Consider the following 17,477-nt stretch of genomic DNA (forward strand, 5'->3'; position numbering starts at 1 on the left):
TGGATTACAGATTTGCGATCAAACCGGATCCCTGTGGGAGCGAGCTTGCTCGCGATGAAGGCACCTCGGTCTCAGAGGTCTGGCGCAATCAATTGGCAAAGCTTGGCGGTTGCCTCAATCATCTGCCCGCTCGGTCGCTCCAGGCCTTTATCTGTCACCAAACGCAATTGGCCCTGCTCCACCGCCGCCACCTGTGGCCAGGCTTTCCACGCATCGAGCTGCGCCTGTTCGCTGACCAGAATCACCTCGGGATTGCGCTGCAACACCGCTTCCACGCTGACTTGCGGTGCCGGTAGCTTCAGGTCACCAAATACGTTTTGCGCACCGCAGACCTCCAGTGCATCGCTGATGATCTGCTCACCGCCAACCGTATACAGCGGCCGATCCCAGACCTGATAAAACACCCGTAACGGCTTGTCCCGTCGATAGCGTTGGCGCAATTCATCCAGCCGCTGGCGTAAATCGCTGGCCAATGAAGTTCCGCGTTCAGGCCGACCAAGCTGAGCGGCAATGGCCTCGATCTGTGCGGCGAGCTGGTCCAGGCTGTGGGGTTCCGCGACGTAGGTGGGAATATTCAGACGCTTGAGCTGATCACGCTGGGCCGGGCCGACGCTACCGGGCCATAGCAGCAACAGATCGGGCTTCAGGCTGAGCAAGCGCTCCATGTCCAGCTGGCCATAGCGGCCAACGGAGGGCAGGTTCTTGAGTTCGGCAGGTCGTTCACCAGCGTCTAGCACACCGACCAGGAGGTCAGCGGAGCCCAGTTCAACGACGATTTCAGAGAGCGACGGGGCGAGGCTGACAACCCGTTCGACCGCGACTGCCGAGCCACTGACGGCCAGCAGCAACACCGCCAGCCAGATCGCGCGCATCAACCGAGTTGACGCGGAATACGGTAGAGGTAGAACAGCACGGCGGTCGACAGTGCCAGCAGCATCAGCGGCACGGCTTCGAGACCAACGAACACCGCCAGGGCACCGATCCAGGCCGGCAGCCCGGCGGCCAGGAATGCCGTGCGCCGCTTGGTCGCCAGACTGATCCAGGCGCCAGGTTCTTCAGGGGTATCGAGAGCTTTCTGGGTGGCGATCAGTGCGTGTTTGTAGGCACCGAAAAACTTCAGGCTGACAAACATCGAGGCAACGCCGGCGATGAACAACGGCATCGCCAACACCGGCAGAATGGCTTCGCTCTGGCCGAACACCGCGTTGATCACAAACAGCGGCAACAAGGCCAATGCCAGGTATTGCCACCAGTTGACGGACAGTCGCCGCCGCACCTGACCGCGGGTCACGCCCGATCTACCTCGCCCTGATGCTCATTGCCCATCATGTGGTCGAGCTTGCTGGCCTTGGTCGCCAGGTAGAGTCTGTTATGCGGGTTGTGGCCGGTGTGCAGCGGCACGCGCTCGGCGACCACGATACCCATGTCGGTCAAGGCCTTGACCTTGCGCGGGTTGTTGGTCATCAGGCGCAGGGACTTCACGCCCAGATGCTCCAGCATCGGCAGGCACATGGCGTAGTCACGCTGGTCGGCGGCAAAGCCCAGGCGTTCGTTGGCTTCGACGGTATCGGCGCCACCGTCCTGCAGCTCATAGGCACGGATCTTGTTAAGCAGGCCAATGCCACGGCCTTCCTGGCGCAGGTAGAGCAAGACGCCACGACCTTCGCGGGCGATGGCCTGCAAGGCGGCCTCCAGTTGCGAGCCGCAGTCGCAACGCTGGCTGAACAAGGCATCGCCCGTCAGGCATTCGGAGTGCAGCCGGCCGAGTACCGGGGCACCGTCGGCAATCTCACCCAGGCTCAGCACAACGTGCTCGCGGCCGGTGGCTTCATCGAGAAAGCCATGCATGGTGAATTGCGCAAAAGGCGTTGGCAGCTTGGAAGCGGCGACAAAAACGACAGGCACCGGTGTGCTCCTGATCTAAAAGTCTGAAGATTCGCAGAGCCGGCATTGTAACAGCAGGTTCCGGAGGACGCTTAGGCTGAATTATCGGCGATAACTATCAAAATGTTTGATATACGCCCCGACACAGACCCTGTGGGAGCGAGCCTGCTCGCGATTGCGTGCTGTCAGCGACATCAATATTGACTGATACTCCGCCATCGCGAGCAGGCTCGCTCCCACAGGGTTCTATGTCGGTCATCGGATCTGGAAAGCATTCGAATCAAACGGTCAGGCGAAAAACCACACCAGTCCCTGCATCGCCAACCAGGCGAACACCCCGGCCAGGACATCATCGAGCATGATGCCGACGCCGCCATGTACGTGCCGGTCAATCCAGCGAATTGGCCATGGCTTGAGAATGTCGAAGAAGCGGAACATCAGGAAACCCGCCAGCAACCACTGCCAGCCTTCCGGCACCAGCCACAGGGTTATCCACATCCCGACCATTTCGTCCCAGACGATGCCTTCATGGTCGTGTACCCGCAAATCGTCGGCCACTTTGCCGCACAGCCAGAAGCCGAACAGCATGGTGATGCCCAGCATCAGCCAGTAACCCCAGTCGGGCAGCATCTGCCACAACGGGATAAAGGGCAGCGCAACCAACGACCCCCAAGTACCGGGCGCCTTTGGCAAGGTGCCCGAGCCAAAGCCGAACGCCAGGAAATGCCACGGATTGCGCCAGACCGACGGCGGTACGAATTCCGCCGGGACCTGTTTGGGATGATCTGTCACGGTGACTCCCGAAAATGTTGATAACCCCGGGTTTGCGGGGTGATGTCTTTGCCATCGGCGTCCAGCAGCCTCACGCCCTGCCCGGTTACCACCCGCCCAATCACATGGATCGGCCAGCCGTCGGCCAGCAATAGCGGCAACTCGACGGACGGTAAGGTGAAGGCCAGGACGTAATCGTCGCCGCCGCTCAGGGCCGCGACCTGTGCGGCCGAATGACCGAGAAAGTCGACCAGGCTCTGCGACAGCGGCAAACGATCCCGCTCGACTTCGATTCCGACCTTCGAAGCCAGCGCGATATGCCCGCAATCAGCGAGCAGGCCGTCAGAGATATCCATTGCCGAAGTGGCCTTGCCCCGTAGCGCCTGACCCAATCCGAGCTGCGGTTGCGGTGACCAGTAATGCGCCAGCAACGGCTCGGCAATGCTCGCTTCGGCTGTGCGCTGGCCGAGCACCAAGGGCAAGGCGCCGGCGGCATTGCCCAGGTTGCCGCCGACACACAACAGGTCCCCCGGTTGCGCACCGCTGCGGGTCAGCGCCAGACCGGCCGGCACGCGCCCGAACACGGTCATGGTCAGGCTCAGCGGCCCACGGGTCGTGTCACCGCCCACCAGCGCCACGCCGCAGCTTTGCGCCATCTGGTTCAAACCACGGGCATAGGCTTGCAGCCAATCGGCGGTCACCGTCGGCAAGGTCAGGGCAAGGGTAAAGGCAATCGGGGTGGCGCCCATGGCAGCCAGGTCGCTGACGGCCACGGCCAGCGAACGCTGACCGAGCAGAAACGGATCGCAGGGATCGGCGAAGTGCACGCCGGCCACCAACGTATCGGTAGAAATTGCCAACTGCTCCCCGGGAGGAACAGCCAGCAAGGCGCAGTCATCACCGATCCCGAGGGCAACGCCTTCGCCGCCCTGCGCACAAGGCGCGGCGGCGAAGAAATTGCGGATCAGCTCAAACTCGCCCATGGCTTCGTGTCGACATTCCAAGCGCCGATCAGCGCTTGAAAGCCTTCACTTCAGCTTCACGCAGACGCGGGGCCAGCTTGTCGAGCACACCGTTGACGAACTTGTGGCCGTCGGTGGAACCGAAGACCTTGGCCAGTTCGATACCCTCGTTGATCACAACGCGGTACGGCACGTCGGCGCGCTTGAGCAGTTCCCAGGTGGACAGGCGCAGAACCGCCAGTTCAACCGGGTCCAGTTCTTCGATGGTCAAGTCCAGGCATGGCGTGAGCGCGGTGTCGATTTCGGTCTTGAACTGCGGAACCCCGTGCAGGATCTCGCGGAAGTAGGCGCCATCGACATCGGTGAAATCGTTATCGACCCGGAACTGCGCTTCGATTTCGTTCAGCGATTGCTTGGCCATGTGCCATTGGTACAGCGCCTGGGTCGCGAGCTGACGGGCTTCGCGACGCTTGACGCTTTTCGATGGCTTGCCGGCATCCGCAGGCTTTGGATCGCGCGGGTTGAAACGATCGCTTTCGTCGCTAATCACTTGGCCTCCAACTGCGCCAGCAGGCTAACCATTTCCAGAGCGGACAGGGCAGCTTCAGCACCTTTGTTACCGGCCTTGGTGCCGGAACGTTCAATGGCTTGCTCGATGGAATCAACGGTCAGGACGCCGAAAGCGACCGGAACGCCGAACTCCATGGACACCTGGGCCAGGCCCTTGGTGCACTCGCCCGCCACGTATTCGAAGTGCGGAGTGCCGCCACGAATGACCGCGCCCAGGGCGATGATTGCCGCGAATTCGCCTTTCTGGGCGACTTTCTGCGCAACCAGCGGGATTTCGAAGGCGCCAGGTGCGCGGATGATGGTGATGTCGCTTTCGCTCACGCCGTGGCGAACCAGGGCATCAACTGCACCGCTGACCAGACTTTCAACGACGAAGCTGTTGAAACGGCCCACTACCAGAGCGTAGCGGCCTTTAGGGGCGATGAAGGTACCTTCGATGGTCTTCAGGGTCATTCGATAGATCTCTTAAAGAGCCGGGACGCGTCTCGTACGCGTCCCTCGGTGATATTTGAACCGCGAATTCAAGGCCGGAAACAACCGGTCATTATTCGGAGGGCACGTATTCTACAACTTCCAGATCGAAACCGGATATCGCATTAAATTTCATGGGTGCCGACATCAGGCGCATTTTGCGTACACCCAGGTCACGCAGGATCTGCGAACCGGCACCGACAGTGCTGTAGGTGGTCGGTTTTTTCACCACGGCGTGATCGGCGGTTTCGCGGATGTGCGCGAGCAACACGTCGCCATCGAGCGGGTGACCGAGCAACAGCACAACACCGCTGCCGGCCTCGGCAACCGTGGCCATGGCGGCGCGCAGGCTCCAGCGGCCTGGTTGCTTGACCATCAGCAGGTCACGCAGCGGGTCCATGTTGTGCACCCGAACCAGGGTCGGTTCTTCGGCGCAGACATTGCCCAGGGTCAGTGCCATGTGCACGTCGCCTTCCACCGAATCACGATAGGTCACCAGGTTGAATTGGCCCAGTTCGCTGTCCAGTGGCTGCTCGGCAATCCGCTGAACGGTACGTTCGTGGATCATCCGGTAGTGAATCAGGTCGGCGATGGTGCCGATCTTGATGTCGTGTTCGGCGGCAAAAGCTTCCAACTCGGCCCGACGGGACATGGTGCCGTCGTCGTTCATCACTTCGCAGATCACGCCGCTCGGCTCGAAACCGGCCATGCGCGCCAGGTCGCACGCCGCTTCGGTGTGGCCGGCGCGGGCCAGGGTACCGCCGGCCTGGGCCATCAGCGGGAAGATGTGACCGGGGCTGACGATGTCTTCAGCCTTGGCATCACGGGCGGCGGCAGCCTGCACGGTGCGCGCACGGTCGGCGGCGGAAATGCCGGTGGTCACGCCGGTGGCCGCTTCGATCGATACAGTGAACTTGGTGCCGAAACCGGAACCGTTGCGCGGTGCCATCAACGGCAGCTTGAGCAGTTCGCAGCGCTCGCGGCTCATCGGCATGCAGATCAGGCCACGGGCGTGCTTGGCCATGAAGTTGATGTGCTCGGGCTTGCAGCACTCGGCGGCCATGATCAGGTCGCCTTCGTTCTCGCGGTCTTCGTCATCCATGAGGATGACCATCTTGCCTTGGCGGATGTCTTCAACCAGTTCTTCGATGCTATTGAGCGCCACAAGGCACCCCCTTGAGTCAGGATTTGAGGTAGCCGTTGGCGGCCAGAAAGCTTTCGGTAATGGTGCTGCCGGCAGTCGGCTCGGCGGCCTTATCGCCCAGTAGCAGGCGCTCCAGATAACGGGCCAGCAAGTCCACTTCCAGATTCACCCGGCGGCCTGGCTGGTACGACGCCATGATGGTTTCGCTCAGGGTGTGAGGAATGATGGTCAGCAGGAACTCGGCGCCATCGACCGCGTTCACGGTCAGGCTGGTGCCGTCAACGGTGATCGAGCCTTTATGGGCGATGTACTTGGCCAGGTCCTTCGGCGCGCGGATACGGAATTCCACGGCCCGCGCGTTCTCGGTACGGGCAACCACTTCGCCCACGCCGTCGACGTGACCGCTGACCAGATGCCCGCCGAGGCGAGTGGTCGGGGTCAGGGCTTTTTCCAGATTGACCGGGCTGCCACTTTTCAGGTCGTTCATGGCGGTGCAGTCGAGGGTTTCGCGACTGACGTCCGCCGCAAAGCCATTGCCCGGCAACTCAACGGCGGTCAGGCACACGCCGTTGACCGCGATGCTGTCGCCCAGTTTGACGTCGCTCAGGTCGAGCTTGCCGGTTTCGACGTAAACCCGTACATCACCGCCCTTTGGGGTCAATGCACGAATACTGCCGATGGATTCGATGATGCCGGTAAACATGAGGTTCTCCTCGAGAACAAAGCCAGCGCTGTAGCGTTGACCGGAAATTATACGCTCGCGGTTGACGTAGGAATGGCAATGACTCGCCAGTCATCGCCCACTGCGCGAATTTCGATGATTTTAAGCTCGGGCGCATCCTTCATTTGCGCGAGCGGCCAGTCCAGCAGCGGCCGCGCCGAGGAACCCAAAAACTTGCCGGCAATGAAAATCTGGAACTCGTCCACCAGACCGAGTTGGGCAAAGGCACCTGCCAGGCGCGGGCCGGCCTCGACCAACACCTCATTGACACCACGGGCTGCGAGTTCAACCAATAGCTGGCGCAGATCGACCTGACCATCATAGCCGGGCACGATCAGGCATTCCGGGCCGTTGGCGTATTGCTCTTCCACCGCCACGCAGGTAGCGACCAGCGCCGGGCCGGCCTTGAAGAACGGTGCATCCAGCGGCACCCGCAGGCGCCCGTCGACCAACACCCGTAGCGGTGGTCGGCTCATGGCCAGTGCCGTTTGTTCAGCATCCAGACCCAGTTCATCGGCGCGCACGGTCAACCGTGCGTTGTCCACCAGCACGGTATCGGCACCGGTCAGTACCACACTGGCTTGCGCGCGCAGACGCTGAACGGACGAGCGCGCCGCCGGGCCGGTGATCCACTGGCTTTCGCCGCTTTCCATCGCCGTGCGCCCGTCCAGGCTCATGGCCAACTTGACCCGTACGAACGGCAAACCGTACTCCATGCGTTTCAGAAAGCCCTGATTGAGCTTGCGCGCCTCGCCTTCCAGCACGCCGCTTTCGGTGGCGATGCCGGCTTGGGCCAGGCGTTGCAGACCGCGACCGGCGACTTCCGGGTTCGGGTCCTGCATCGCCGCGACAACGCGGGCCACACCGGCATTCACCAGTGCATCGGCGCAAGGCGGTGTGCGGCCGTGGTGGCTGCAAGGTTCAAGCGTCACGTAAGCGGTGGCGCCACGAGCCTGCTCACCGGCCGCGCGCAGGGCGTGGACTTCAGCGTGGGGCTCGCCGGCGCGCTCATGCCAGCCTTCGCCGACAATCTGCCCGCCCTGCACAATCACGCAACCGACCCGCGGATTGGGGTGCGTCGTGTAATGCCCCTTGCGCGCCAGTTCCAGGGCACGGGCCATGAAATGGGCATCGAGGATGGCTTGTTCTGCGGGAGTGGTCATTCTTTCACCGGTTCACGGGCCAGGCGATCGATCTCTTCGCGGAACTCGTTGAGGTCCTGGAAGCGGCGATATACCGAAGCGAAGCGGATGTAGGCGACTTCGTCGAGCTTCTGCAGCTCGGCCATCACCAGTTCGCCGACCACGAGGGATTTGACCTCGCGTTCGCCGGTGGCGCGCAGTTTGTGTTTGATATGCACCAGCGACGACTCGAGGCGCTCAACACTCACCGGGCGCTTTTCCAGCGCGCGCTGCATGCCGGCGCGGAGTTTTTCTTCGTCGAACGGCTGGCGACTGCCGTCGGTTTTGATCAGGCGCGGCAACACCAGTTCAGCCGTCTCGAACGTCGTGAAGCGCTCGCCGCAGGCCAGGCATTCACGCCGGCGGCGCACCTGTTCGCCCTCGGCGACCAGACGCGAGTCGATGACCTTGGTGTCGTTGGCACCGCAGAAGGGACAGTGCATGGTGGCAGGCAACAAAAAAAGGGAGGGCCATGGTAGCGCATCCCGGTGGCAAGACAAGCCATAGGGTTTGCGGTATACAGACGGGATGATCACTTGATCCATGGAATTCAGCTTTATGGAGCCACCAATGTCGTTACGTCCGCTCATTTTGCTCAGTGTTTTCAGCCTGCTGGTGGCTTGCGGCAGCGATGCACCCAAGCCCCAGCCGCCAACGCCTGGCCCGGCGCCACAGCAAGCGCAGAAGAAGGCCCGGGAGGCCGCCGAGCTCGGTCCTCTGCCCGCCTATCAGCGTGAACTGAGCGGCACCTTGCAAGGCGTACCGGCCGGTGCTGAAGTCGAACTGGCATTGCTGGTGATCGACGATAAGGACCGCCCGCAACAATTGCTCGCCAGTTCCAGCCTGATCGGCAACAACCAGGTGCTGGCGTTTCACCTGCGTTTCAATCCGGAAGCCTTCCCGGTCGGGTCCCGTGTTGAACTGCGAGGCCGCGCCAGTCAGTCCGGGCAGTTGATCCTGCACTTGCCATCGCAGCTGATTACCCAGCCGACCACCCAGGCCTTGGGCCAACTGCAATTCGTCAAAGCCCCATGAGTGCACCGCTCGACCTGCAAAAGGCGTTGGGTGAACTGCTCGGTGATGCGCAATTGGTCGCCTGTGAGTTACCAGGGACCGACCTGAAGTTGTGGCTGATCGACGGCGACAACATGGACCGCGCCTTCAGCCCGGAAGAGACCCGGCGCATCCTGCATGAGCCGCCATACTGGAGTTTCTGCTGGGCCAGCGGCCTGGCCGTGGCCCGTTATCTGGCCGAAAACCCGCATTGGGTCGAAGGCAAGCGGGTGCTGGATTTCGGTGCCGGTTCCGGGGTGGCGGGGATTGCCGCTGCCAAGGCCGGCGCACTCGAAGTGCTGGCCTGCGACCTCGACCCGCTGGCGATTGCCGCGTGTCGGGCCAATGCCGAGCTCAATGACGTAGAGCTCAACTACTCGACGGATTTTTTCGCCGAGGCCGATCGCTTCGATTTGATCCTGGTGGCGGATGTGCTTTACGACCGGGCCAACCTGCCGCTGCTCGACCAGTTCCTCAGCCGCGGCCGAGAGGCGCTGGTGGCGGATTCCCGAGTGCGGGATTTTCGCCATCCGTTGTACCGGCGCATAGAGATGCTGGAGGCGATGACCCTGCCGGATCTGGCCGAGCCCCACGAGTTTCGGCATGTGAGCCTGTACCACGCGCAACGCTAGCTAAAAGCTTCGCGAGCAGGCTCGCTCCTACCCTGGATCCGTGTCGTCCACAAATCCCCTGTGGGAGCGAGCTTGCTCGCGATGACGTCCTGTCAGACGAAACATCTCTAACGGCCTCCCCGCTTCCGGCGCGCCCCCACCAAGCCGTATAGTTGCCCCATTCACGCTTTTACGAGATTGCCCATGAGTCAGGAAACGCCGTACATCTTCGACGCCACGACTGCCGATTTCGACCAGTCGGTGATCGAGAACTCTTTCCACAAGCCGGTGCTGGTGGATTTCTGGGCCGAATGGTGCGCGCCCTGCAAAGTGCTGATGCCGATGTTGCAGAGCATTGCCGAGAGCTATCAGGGTGAGTTGCTGCTGGCCAAGGTCAACTGCGACCTCGAACAAGACATCGTCGCCCGCTTCGGCATTCGCAGCCTGCCGACCGTGGTGCTGTTCAAGGACGGTCAGCCTGTCGACGGCTTTGCCGGTGCCCAGCCGGAATCCGCTGTGCGCGCCCTGCTCGAACCCCATGTGCAGATGCCGCCACCGGCCGCCGCCGATCCGTTCGAACAGGCCCAGGCGCTGTTCGACGACAGCCGGTTTGCCGATGCCGAAGCGCTGCTCAAAGTGATCCTGGGTGAAGACAACACCAACGCCAAGGCGCTGATCCTGTACGCCCGCTGCCTGACCGAGCGCGGTGAACTGGGTGAAGCGCAAGCCGTGCTGGATGCGGTCAAGAGCGACGAACACAAGGCCGCGCTGGCCGGCGCCAAGGCACAGATCAAGTTTCTCGGTTTGGCCAAGGACCTGCCGGATGCCGCCGACCTGAAGGCCCGACTGGCGAAAGACCCGCTGGACGATGAGGCGATCTATCAACTGGCGATCCAGCAACTGGCCCGTCAGCAGTACGACGCCGCGCTGGATGCCTTGCTGAAGTTGTTCATCCGCAACCGCAGCTACAGCGAAGGTTTGCCGCACAAGACCTTGCTGCAGGTGTTCGAATTGCTGGGCAACGATCATCCGTTGGTGAGCACGTACCGCCGCAAGTTGTTTGCGGCACTGTACTAATCACGCCCTTGTAGGAGCGAGCTTGCTCGCGATGGACGCCAACGATAACGATGGCTAGCTGTGTAATCGCGGCGCTCTGGCATCTCTCGCGAGCAAGCTCGCTCCTACAACCAGCTATAGATCGGTGTATCACCGCCGCTCACCACCTTCACCTCGGGACTATGGCGCAAACGCACTAACAGGCGCTTGCCCGCCGCCGCACTGCCGGTCAGGCCTTCCAATTGATCGAGCAAATCCGGCCCGCTCAACTGCCCGGCCTTGCGCAGCAAATCTCTGGCTATCTGCCACAACGCATCATCCTGATTCAGCGGTTTCGCCGCTGGCACGCTGACTGGGGATTTCTCCACCTGCAACTGCGCCCCTAGTCGCGCCCAGTCCGCGTCGTCCATCTCCAGGGTCAAATCCACCGGCCAGTCGCCGATGCTTCCGCGAATTCGCAACATAGGTCTGCTCCCGCACATTTCATCCCTGCATGCTCCCATGGGACTTGTGCAACGCCAAGCAGGCAGTCAAACTCTCCGCACTTGCGTTATAAGATTACATAACATTTTCTTCATTTTACTTTTCGGAGACTCGTCATGCGTCGTCTGCTTCTCGCTCTGCCGTTTGCCATGTTGCCGCTGGCTGTCGCCCATGCCGCCGACGAACACGATCATGAGCATGGCAGCCTGGCCGCCCACGAACATGGCGTGGGACGCCTGAACGCTGCGCTGGACGGCAAGACCCTGGAGCTGGAGCTGGAAAGCCCGGCCATGAACCTGGTGGGTTTCGAGCACGTCGCCACCAGCGACGCAGACAAAGCCAAAGTCGCCGCCGCCCGCGCGCAACTCGAGCAACCACTGGCCCTGTTCAACCTGCCAAAGGCCGCTGGTTGCGTGGTGGAAAACCAGGAACTGGAAAGCCCGCTGTTCGGCGACAAGCCCGATGCTGACGATGATCACGACGAAGACGCCAAGGACGAAGACGGCCACGAACATCACCATGATCACAGCGAAATCCACGCTCACTATCAGTTCACCTGCGCCACGCCGGCGGCACTGAAGTCGCTGGACCTGGCGACTCTCTTCAATAGCTTCCCGGCGACCCGGACAATTCAGGTACAACTGATCGGCCCGAGCGGGCAGCAAGGGGTTGAAGTGACGGCCAAGGCTGCCAACCTGAAATTCTGAATTCACTGAAGATCCCTTGTAGGAGCGAGCCTGCTCGCGAAGGCGTCGTATCAGTCTGCATCAATGTCTCTGACACACCGCATTCGCGAGCAGGCTCGCTCCCACAGGTCAATCAACACCCATGAAATCGGCTAAATGACCCAAGCACTCATCGAACTGTCCGACCTGGGCTTCAGCTGGCCCGGTCACCCGCCGCTGCTGGACATCCCGGCGTTTCGCCTGGAGCGCGGGGAAACCCTGTTTCTCAAAGGCCCCAGCGGCAGCGGCAAGACCACCCTGCTCGGCCTGCTCGGCGGCGTGCAAAAGCCTGATCGCGGCAGCATCCGCCTGCTCGGCCAGGAGCTGACGCAACTTTCGGCCGGCGCCCGAGACCACTTTCGCGTCGACCACACCGGCTACATTTTCCAGCAGTTCAATCTGCTGCCATTTCTGTCGGTGCGCGAAAACGTCGAACTGCCCTGCCACTTCTCCAGACTGCGCGCCGAACGGGCGAAACAACGCCACGGCAGCGTCGACAAAGCGGCGGCGACGCTGCTCGCCCACCTGGGTTTGAAGGATGAAAACATCCTCGCTCGTCGCGCCGACTCGCTGTCCATCGGCCAGCAGCAACGGGTCGCCGCCGCCCGCGCGCTGATCGGGCAACCGGAACTGGTGATCGCCGACGAGCCGACCTCGGCCCTCGATTACGACGCCCGCGAGAACTTCATTCGCCTGCTGTTCGCCGAGTGCCGCGAAGCCGGGTCGAGCCTGTTGTTCGTCAGCCACGACCAGAGCCTGGCGCCGCTGTTCGACCACAACCTGTCGCTGGCCGAACTCAATCGCGCCGCCACCCCGTCCGAGGTCTGAGATGTATCTGTTTCGTCTAGCCATGGCCAGCCTGGCTAACCGCCGCTTCACCGCGATCCTCACGGCGTTCGCCATTGCCTTGTCGGTGTGCCTGTTGCTGGCAGTGGAGCGCGTGCGCACCGAAGCCAAGGCCAGCTTCGCCAGCACCATCAGCGGCACCGACCTGATCGTCGGCGCCCGCTCCGGCTCGGTGAACCTGTTGTTGTACTCGGTGTTCCGCATCGGCAACGCCACCAACAACATCCGCTGGGACAGCTTCGAACACTTCGCCAGCAACCCGAAAGTAAAGTGGGCGATCCCGATGTCCCTCGGCGATTCCCATCGTGGCTACCGGGTGATGGGCACCACCGAAGCCTACTTCGAGCATTATCAGTACGGTCGCCAGCAACACCTGCAACTGAGCGATGGCCGCGCCTTCGCTACCGACCCGTTCGAAGTGGTGCTCGGTGCCGAAGTGGCCGATGCGCTGCACTACAAACTCGGCGACAAACTGGTGCTGGCCCACGGCGTGGCAGCGATCAGCCTGGTCAAGCACGACGACAAACCGTTCACCGTGGTCGGCATTCTCAAGCGTACCGGCACGCCGGTGGACCGCACGCTGCACATCAGCCTCGGTGGCATGGAAGCGATTCACATCGACTGGCATAACGGCGTGCCGGCCCGGGGCGAGGGGCGCATCACGGCCGATCAGGCGCGCAACATGGACCTCACGCCGCAGGCGATCACCGCGTTCATGCTCGGTCTCAACAACAAGATTTCGACCTTTGCCCTACAACGGGAAATCAACGAATTCCGCGGTGAGCCGATGCTGGCGATCTTGCCGGGCGTGGCGTTGCAAGAGCTGTGGAGCCTGATGGGCACCGCGGAAAAAGCCTTGTTCGTGGTCTCGCTGTTTGTGGTGCTGACCGGGTTGATCGGCATGCTCACGGCCATTCTCACCAGCCTCAATGAACGCCGCCGGGAAATGGCGATCCTGCGCTCGGTGGGCGCACGCCCCTGGCACATCGCGACGCTGTTGGTGCTCGAGGCCTTTGCCCTGGCGCTATCGGGTGTGATCGCCGGCGTGGCGTTGCTGTATGTGTGCATCGCGGCGGCCCAGGGTTATGTGCAAGCCAACTACGGTCTGTTCCTGCCGCTGTCCTGGCCGAGCGAGTATGAATGGACGTTGCTCGGTGGCATCCTGATCGCCGCGCTGCTGATGGGCAGCGTGCCGGCCTGGCGCGCCTATCGCCAATCCCTGGCCGATGGCCTGTCGATCCGTTTATGAGGACGTTGAAAATGCCCCGCGCTGTACTTGCGCTGTTGATGCTGGTTGCCCTGCCCCTGTGGGCGGCCCAGCCAAAGGACCTGACCTGGTCGGAGATGATCCCGCCCGACGCGCCGAAAGAGGTGCCGAACATGACGCCGCTGCACGATCTGTCGCAGATGAGCAGCACGCTCTCGGCAGAGTCGGCGCCAGCAGCCAGGCAGGACATGCCCAACGCACCGGTGGTCAAGACCCTCGACGGCCAGAACATTCGCCTGCCGGGCTACATCGTGCCGCTGGAAGTAAGCGAGGAAGGCCGCACCACCGAGTTTCTGCTGGTGCCGTATTTCGGCGCCTGCATCCATGTGCCGCCACCGCCGTCGAACCAGATCGTGCACGTCAAGAGCGAAGTCGGCGTGAAGCTCGACGAGTTGTATCAGCCTTACTGGATCGAAGGCGCGTTGCAGGTCAAGGCGTCCACCAGCGAGTTGGCGGATGCCGGGTATCAGATGGAGGCGGACAAGATTTATCTGTATGAATTGCCGGAGTGAGTCCGGTAGTCATGTGTTGTTTGATAGTCAGTCATCGCGAGCAGGCTCGCTCCCACAGGTGATCGCTACCCTTGTGGGAGCGAGCCTGCTCGCGATGAGGTCATCAAAATCACCACAAAATCCAACCCCTTCCCACTTTCATTGAGCTGCATCAAAAGACCGAATAGTTAGCCGGCTTACCATTGGACATCGAACACTTTTAACGTCCTCTGGAGCCCCCATGAACAAGTCCATGCTCAGCGCTTCGCTGGTTGCCCTCGCGCTCGCAGCCCCGCTCGCCCACGCCTTTGAGGCCGGCGACATTCTCATTCGTGCCGGCGCAATCACCGTCAACCCGGAAGCCGACAGCTCCAGCGTCAAGGTCGATCAAGGCCCGCTCGCAGGTGCCGACCTGGGTGGCAAGGCGACCATGAGCAGCGACACACAACTGGGCTTGAACTTCGCCTACATGCTCACCAACCACCTGGGTATCGAGCTGCTGGCGGCCACACCGTTCGAGCATGACGTGAAACTCAAGGGCACGGCCCTGAGCGCGGCCAACGGCAAACTCGGCACCCTCAAGCACCTGCCGCCGACCTTGAGCCTGGTGTACTACCCGCTGGATCCGAAGTCGGCCTTCCAGCCGTACGTCGGCGGCGGCATCAACTACACCTATATCTACGACGAACACGTTGGCAGCCAAGCGCAGTCCGCCGGTTTCAGCAACTTCAAGGCGGAAAACTCCTGGGGCCTGGCGTGGCAGGTCGGTGCTGACTACATGCTGACTGACAACATCTTGATCAACGCCCAGGTGCGCTACATCGACATCGATACCCGCGCCACCGTCGAGAACAACTCGATTGCCCCAGGTACCCGGGCACGTGTGGACGTCGATGTAGACCCGTTCATCTACATGGTGGGTCTGGGTTACAAGTTCTAAGCGACATCGCTGGAAGAATGTTCACGTGGTGGTGAACCTGGCTGTTGTGGCGAGGGAGCTTGCTCACGCCGGGTTGCGAAGCAGCCCCAGACCAGGCAGAAGCGGTGACTCAGAAAAACCGCATTGACTGGATTGACGACTGCTACGCAGTCGAGCGGGACGATGCGGCGATCCGACAAGCTCCCTCGCCACAGGAATTGCACAAGTTGTAAGTAAATTCCGGCCACAAAAAAGGCGCCCTTCATGGGCGCCTTTTTTGTGGCCGCAGAACCTCAGCGCCCCAGCAACCGCGCCAGCCCCTCGCGCATCGGGGTTTGCTCAGTGGTACTGAAGCGTTCCAACAAACGCCGGTTGTTCGCCCGGGAATGACGAATGTCACCGGAGCGCGCCGGGCCGTAGCTCACCGGTGGCAACTTGCCGACCACGGCTTCGAGCGCTTCGAGCATTTGCTTGAGGGTCGTCGCCTGGTTCCAGCCAACGTTGACCGCACCGACTTCGACCTGGGGCATTTCGATGGCCTGCACCAGCAAGTCGACCAGGTCTTCGACGTAGACAAAATCCCGGGTCTGCTCACCGTCGCCGAACACCGTGATCGGCAAGCCCTTCAGTGCGCGCTCGCTGAATATGCTGATCACCCCGGAGTACGGCGAGGACGGATCCTGGCGCGGGCCGAAGATGTTGAAGAAACGGAAAATCACCGGTTCCAGCGCATGCTGGCGGCGGTAGAAGTCGAAGTAATGCTCGCTGGCCAGTTTGTCCACCGCGTAAGGCGTCAATGGCGCCTTGGGCGTGTCTTCGTCGATCGACTCACCTTCGCCATTGTTGCCATACACCGCCGCACTGGAGGCAAACAGCACGCGTTTGACCCCGGTCTGGCGCATGGCTTCGCAGACGTTCAGCGTGCCGATGAAGTTGCTCTGGTGCGTGCGCACCGGATCGTCCACCGAGGCCTGCACCGAAGCCACGGCCGCCAGGTGCGCCACGGCGCTGCACCCGGCCATCGCCTGAGCGACCAAAGCCGCATCGGCCACGTCGCCGACGATCAGTTCGACCCTGGGATTATCCAGCGGCAAATTGCTGCGCTTGCCGGTGGACAGGTCATCGAGAATCCGCACCGCATGGCCTTTGGCAAGCAGGGCGTCAGTCAGGTGTGAACCAATGAAACCGGCACCACCGGTGATCAAAACGGGGCCGTCAGCCATGGCGATAGAACCTGTCCAGTAGGCCGGGAAGCGCCGCACGCCAGGCGCGCGGTTTGATCCCGAAGGTGTGCAGAATTTTCTTGCAGGCCAAGACCGCGTGTTGCGGCTCTTCGGCTGCATCCGGACGCGCGGCGTGGGCCTGGGCGGTCGGGGCTTCGATGGCCAGCGGGTGCAGGCTGCGGGCTTCGGTCAGAATCGCCTGCCCCAGCGCCAGCGGCGTGGTCGCCTCATGCCCGGCGTAGTGGTAGGTGCCCCACAGCGGCGCGGCGCAATCGAGTTGCTTGAGCACTGAAATGATCACACGGGCGGCATCGTCGACCGGCGTCGGATTGCCGCGTCGGTCGTCGGCCATCAGCAGTTCTTCGGGTTGTTCGGCACGGGCGAGGAAGCGTCCAAGGGCGCCATCCGGGCTGTCGTCCAGCAGCCAGCCGAAACGCAGCAGCACGTGTTGCGGGCAGGTGGCGCGCACGCTTTGCTCGATCCGCCACAAGGCCTGACCACGCAAGCCCAATGGCACGGGTTCGTCTTTTTCGCTGTAGGCGGTGGCGCGGGAGCCGTCGAACACGCGATAGCTGGAAGGTTGCAGCAGGACTATGTTGTGGTGCTGGCACAGTTCCGCCAGACGCTCGATCGCGCGCTCCTGGCCGGCCAGGCGCGATTCGCTCACTGCCTCTGCCTGAAACCAGTCGAAGTAGTAGGCAAGGTTGATCAACGCATCGGGACGGGTGTCGTCGAGCAGTTGAGTCAGGCTCGCGGCATCCCAGCCGTTTTCGGGCGGGCGGGGGGCGAGGAAACCGATGTCTTCCTCCGCACCGAGGCGAATCAGCGCCTGCCCAAGGGCATTTCCGCCGCCCAGTAACATAAGGCGCATTCGCATAGAGTCAGCAGGCCCAGTCTGATTGAAACAATGGCGTTATCGACACCGCGCCCAGGCGATGTCGTTGGTAATTGCCGGAATCGTTGCATTTTGCGGGTTTAGTGCGCAACCGTCACCCGTAAAGTGTAGATGTCCGACTTTTGCGGTGCCTGGACTGGCCTCATCGCGAGCAAGCTCGCTCCCACAGTGGGCCGGTGTACACAAAACCATTGTGGGAGCGAG

At 62.0% G+C, this 17,477-nt stretch carries 22 protein-coding genes; 8 read left to right on the top strand and 14 right to left on the bottom strand.

All coding sequences use genetic code 11. The features are described 5' to 3' along the window. Window positions 1-71 precede the first annotated feature (71 nt). From WHX55_RS27620 to nrdR, 11 genes are all read right to left on the bottom strand, one after another. On the bottom strand, window positions 72-872 hold the full coding sequence (locus WHX55_RS27620) for a cobalamin-binding protein (protein ID WP_150755392.1): 801 nt from the start codon (window positions 870-872) through the stop codon (window positions 72-74). Continuing rightward, a complete protein-coding gene (locus WHX55_RS27625) occupies window positions 872-1,291 on the bottom strand; it encodes an MFS transporter (protein WP_150726902.1) in 420 nt (139 codons plus the stop codon). The genes WHX55_RS27620 and WHX55_RS27625 overlap by 1 nt, the downstream gene beginning before the upstream one ends. Continuing rightward, complete coding sequence (ribA, locus tag WHX55_RS27630; RefSeq protein ID WP_056728926.1) at window positions 1,288-1,905, bottom strand: GTP cyclohydrolase II; 618 nt, start codon at window positions 1,903-1,905, stop codon at window positions 1,288-1,290. The genes WHX55_RS27625 and ribA overlap by 4 nt, the downstream gene beginning before the upstream one ends. A gap of 267 nt (window positions 1,906-2,172) precedes the next feature. Further along, window positions 2,173-2,676, bottom strand: a complete 504-nt coding sequence (locus WHX55_RS27635) for a phosphatidylglycerophosphatase A (RefSeq protein ID WP_007970166.1) — start codon at window positions 2,674-2,676, stop codon at window positions 2,173-2,175. After that, window positions 2,673-3,638, bottom strand: a complete 966-nt coding sequence (gene thiL / locus WHX55_RS27640) for a thiamine-phosphate kinase (RefSeq protein WP_353741656.1) — start codon at window positions 3,636-3,638, stop codon at window positions 2,673-2,675. The genes WHX55_RS27635 and thiL overlap by 4 nt, the downstream gene beginning before the upstream one ends. A gap of 28 nt (window positions 3,639-3,666) precedes the next feature. Beyond that, window positions 3,667-4,167, bottom strand: coding sequence for a transcription antitermination factor NusB (nusB, locus tag WHX55_RS27645; protein WP_150726898.1), 501 nt, complete (start codon window positions 4,165-4,167; stop codon window positions 3,667-3,669). Continuing rightward, entirely contained in the window at window positions 4,164-4,640 is a 477-nt protein-coding gene (gene ribE, locus WHX55_RS27650; protein WP_003228649.1) for a 6,7-dimethyl-8-ribityllumazine synthase, read from the bottom strand. The genes nusB and ribE overlap by 4 nt, the downstream gene beginning before the upstream one ends. Before the next feature lie 91 nt (window positions 4,641-4,731). Then, window positions 4,732-5,823 (bottom strand): bifunctional 3,4-dihydroxy-2-butanone-4-phosphate synthase/GTP cyclohydrolase II, encoded by a 1,092-nt coding sequence (ribBA, locus tag WHX55_RS27655; RefSeq protein ID WP_150726897.1) that lies wholly within the window; start codon window positions 5,821-5,823, stop codon window positions 4,732-4,734. Window positions 5,824-5,839: 16 nt separating this feature from the next. Continuing rightward, window positions 5,840-6,505: a riboflavin synthase gene (locus WHX55_RS27660; protein WP_151214210.1), complete on the bottom strand. Its 666-nt coding sequence runs from the start codon at window positions 6,503-6,505 to the stop codon at window positions 5,840-5,842. A gap of 47 nt (window positions 6,506-6,552) precedes the next feature. Beyond that, window positions 6,553-7,686, bottom strand: coding sequence for a bifunctional diaminohydroxyphosphoribosylaminopyrimidine deaminase/5-amino-6-(5-phosphoribosylamino)uracil reductase RibD (ribD, locus tag WHX55_RS27665; RefSeq protein WP_150716027.1), 1,134 nt, complete (start codon window positions 7,684-7,686; stop codon window positions 6,553-6,555). After that, the gene (nrdR, locus tag WHX55_RS27670; protein ID WP_003228656.1) at window positions 7,683-8,147 is read right to left on the bottom strand and encodes a transcriptional regulator NrdR; all 465 of its coding nucleotides are present in this window, start codon (window positions 8,145-8,147) and stop codon (window positions 7,683-7,685) included. The genes ribD and nrdR overlap by 4 nt, the downstream gene beginning before the upstream one ends. Window positions 8,148-8,274: 127 nt before the next feature. Between nrdR and WHX55_RS27675 the strand changes: the two genes are divergently transcribed. The 3 genes from WHX55_RS27675 to trxA all read left to right on the top strand — a co-directional run bounded on the left by WHX55_RS27675 (window position 8,275) and on the right by trxA (window position 10,445). Next, complete coding sequence (locus WHX55_RS27675) at window positions 8,275-8,739, top strand: YbaY family lipoprotein (RefSeq protein ID WP_150755394.1); 465 nt, start codon at window positions 8,275-8,277, stop codon at window positions 8,737-8,739. Then, on the top strand, window positions 8,736-9,389 hold the full coding sequence (locus WHX55_RS27680) for a 50S ribosomal protein L11 methyltransferase (RefSeq protein ID WP_150726893.1): 654 nt from the start codon (window positions 8,736-8,738) through the stop codon (window positions 9,387-9,389). Before WHX55_RS27675 ends, WHX55_RS27680 begins: the two co-directional genes overlap by 4 nt. A 183-nt stretch (window positions 9,390-9,572) precedes the next feature. Further along, window positions 9,573-10,445: a thioredoxin gene (gene trxA / locus WHX55_RS27685; RefSeq protein WP_353741657.1), complete on the top strand. Its 873-nt coding sequence runs from the start codon at window positions 9,573-9,575 to the stop codon at window positions 10,443-10,445. 104 nt (window positions 10,446-10,549) lie between these two features. On the opposite strand, the gene WHX55_RS27690 is transcribed toward trxA, so the two are convergent. Further along, complete coding sequence (locus WHX55_RS27690; protein ID WP_151214211.1) at window positions 10,550-10,888, bottom strand: hypothetical protein; 339 nt, start codon at window positions 10,886-10,888, stop codon at window positions 10,550-10,552. 135 nt (window positions 10,889-11,023) lie between these two features. Between WHX55_RS27690 and WHX55_RS27695 the strand changes: the two genes are divergently transcribed. The 5 genes from WHX55_RS27695 to WHX55_RS27715 all read left to right on the top strand — a co-directional run bounded on the left by WHX55_RS27695 (window position 11,024) and on the right by WHX55_RS27715 (window position 15,176). Continuing rightward, window positions 11,024-11,614, top strand: a complete 591-nt coding sequence (locus WHX55_RS27695; protein ID WP_150755397.1) for a DUF2796 domain-containing protein — start codon at window positions 11,024-11,026, stop codon at window positions 11,612-11,614. Window positions 11,615-11,749: 135 nt separating this feature from the next. After that, window positions 11,750-12,460, top strand: a complete 711-nt coding sequence (locus WHX55_RS27700) for an ABC transporter ATP-binding protein (RefSeq protein WP_150757818.1) — start codon at window positions 11,750-11,752, stop codon at window positions 12,458-12,460. A gap of 1 nt (window position 12,461) precedes the next feature. Further along, window positions 12,462-13,727, top strand: coding sequence for an ABC transporter permease (locus tag WHX55_RS27705; protein WP_057713119.1), 1,266 nt, complete (start codon window positions 12,462-12,464; stop codon window positions 13,725-13,727). Between the two features lie 11 nt (window positions 13,728-13,738). Then, on the top strand, window positions 13,739-14,257 hold the full coding sequence (locus tag WHX55_RS27710) for a DUF3299 domain-containing protein (RefSeq protein WP_150755399.1): 519 nt from the start codon (window positions 13,739-13,741) through the stop codon (window positions 14,255-14,257). Between the two features lie 220 nt (window positions 14,258-14,477). Next, window positions 14,478-15,176: an OmpW family outer membrane protein gene (locus tag WHX55_RS27715; protein WP_150726886.1), complete on the top strand. Its 699-nt coding sequence runs from the start codon at window positions 14,478-14,480 to the stop codon at window positions 15,174-15,176. Window positions 15,177-15,448: 272 nt separating this feature from the next. Here WHX55_RS27715 and WHX55_RS27720 read toward each other — a convergent pair whose 3' ends face one another. Both WHX55_RS27720 and WHX55_RS27725 read right to left on the bottom strand, forming a co-directional pair. Then, the gene (locus tag WHX55_RS27720; RefSeq protein ID WP_353741658.1) at window positions 15,449-16,378 is read right to left on the bottom strand and encodes an NAD-dependent epimerase/dehydratase family protein; all 930 of its coding nucleotides are present in this window, start codon (window positions 16,376-16,378) and stop codon (window positions 15,449-15,451) included. Then, on the bottom strand, window positions 16,371-17,255 hold the full coding sequence (locus WHX55_RS27725; RefSeq protein WP_150726884.1) for a sugar nucleotide-binding protein: 885 nt from the start codon (window positions 17,253-17,255) through the stop codon (window positions 16,371-16,373). Before WHX55_RS27725 ends, WHX55_RS27720 begins: the two co-directional genes overlap by 8 nt. Between the last annotated feature and the right edge of the window lie 222 nt (window positions 17,256-17,477).

Origin of the sequence: Pseudomonas fluorescens (assembly GCF_040448305.1) — a bacterium.
Taxonomy (GTDB): Bacteria; Pseudomonadota; Gammaproteobacteria; order Pseudomonadales; family Pseudomonadaceae; genus Aquipseudomonas; species Aquipseudomonas fluorescens_BH.

Excerpts from the sequence above, each read along its gene's own strand:
- WHX55_RS27620 (WP_150755392.1), bottom strand. The coding sequence starts at position 872 with ATGCGCGCGATCTGGCTGGCGGTGTTGCTGCTGGCCGTCAGTGGCTCG.
- thiL (WP_353741656.1), bottom strand. The coding sequence starts at position 3,638 with ATGGGCGAGTTTGAGCTGATCCGCAATTTCTTCGCCGCCGCGCCTTGT.
- ribE (WP_003228649.1), bottom strand. The coding sequence starts at position 4,640 with ATGACCCTGAAGACCATCGAAGGTACCTTCATCGCCCCTAAAGGCCGC.
- WHX55_RS27660 (WP_151214210.1), bottom strand. The coding sequence starts at position 6,505 with ATGTTTACCGGCATCATCGAATCCATCGGCAGTATTCGTGCATTGACC.
- ribD (WP_150716027.1), bottom strand. The coding sequence starts at position 7,686 with ATGACCACTCCCGCAGAACAAGCCATCCTCGATGCCCATTTCATGGCC.
- nrdR (WP_003228656.1), bottom strand. The coding sequence starts at position 8,147 with ATGCACTGTCCCTTCTGCGGTGCCAACGACACCAAGGTCATCGACTCG.
- WHX55_RS27675 (WP_150755394.1), top strand. The coding sequence starts at position 8,275 with ATGTCGTTACGTCCGCTCATTTTGCTCAGTGTTTTCAGCCTGCTGGTG.
- WHX55_RS27680 (WP_150726893.1), top strand. The coding sequence starts at position 8,736 with ATGAGTGCACCGCTCGACCTGCAAAAGGCGTTGGGTGAACTGCTCGGT.
- trxA (WP_353741657.1), top strand. The coding sequence starts at position 9,573 with ATGAGTCAGGAAACGCCGTACATCTTCGACGCCACGACTGCCGATTTC.
- WHX55_RS27690 (WP_151214211.1), bottom strand. The coding sequence starts at position 10,888 with ATGTTGCGAATTCGCGGAAGCATCGGCGACTGGCCGGTGGATTTGACC.
- WHX55_RS27695 (WP_150755397.1), top strand. The coding sequence starts at position 11,024 with ATGCGTCGTCTGCTTCTCGCTCTGCCGTTTGCCATGTTGCCGCTGGCT.
- WHX55_RS27700 (WP_150757818.1), top strand. The coding sequence starts at position 11,750 with ATGACCCAAGCACTCATCGAACTGTCCGACCTGGGCTTCAGCTGGCCC.
- WHX55_RS27705 (WP_057713119.1), top strand. The coding sequence starts at position 12,462 with ATGTATCTGTTTCGTCTAGCCATGGCCAGCCTGGCTAACCGCCGCTTC.
- WHX55_RS27710 (WP_150755399.1), top strand. The coding sequence starts at position 13,739 with ATGCCCCGCGCTGTACTTGCGCTGTTGATGCTGGTTGCCCTGCCCCTG.
- WHX55_RS27715 (WP_150726886.1), top strand. The coding sequence starts at position 14,478 with ATGAACAAGTCCATGCTCAGCGCTTCGCTGGTTGCCCTCGCGCTCGCA.
- WHX55_RS27720 (WP_353741658.1), bottom strand. The coding sequence starts at position 16,378 with ATGGCTGACGGCCCCGTTTTGATCACCGGTGGTGCCGGTTTCATTGGT.
- WHX55_RS27725 (WP_150726884.1), bottom strand. The coding sequence starts at position 17,255 with ATGCGAATGCGCCTTATGTTACTGGGCGGCGGAAATGCCCTTGGGCAG.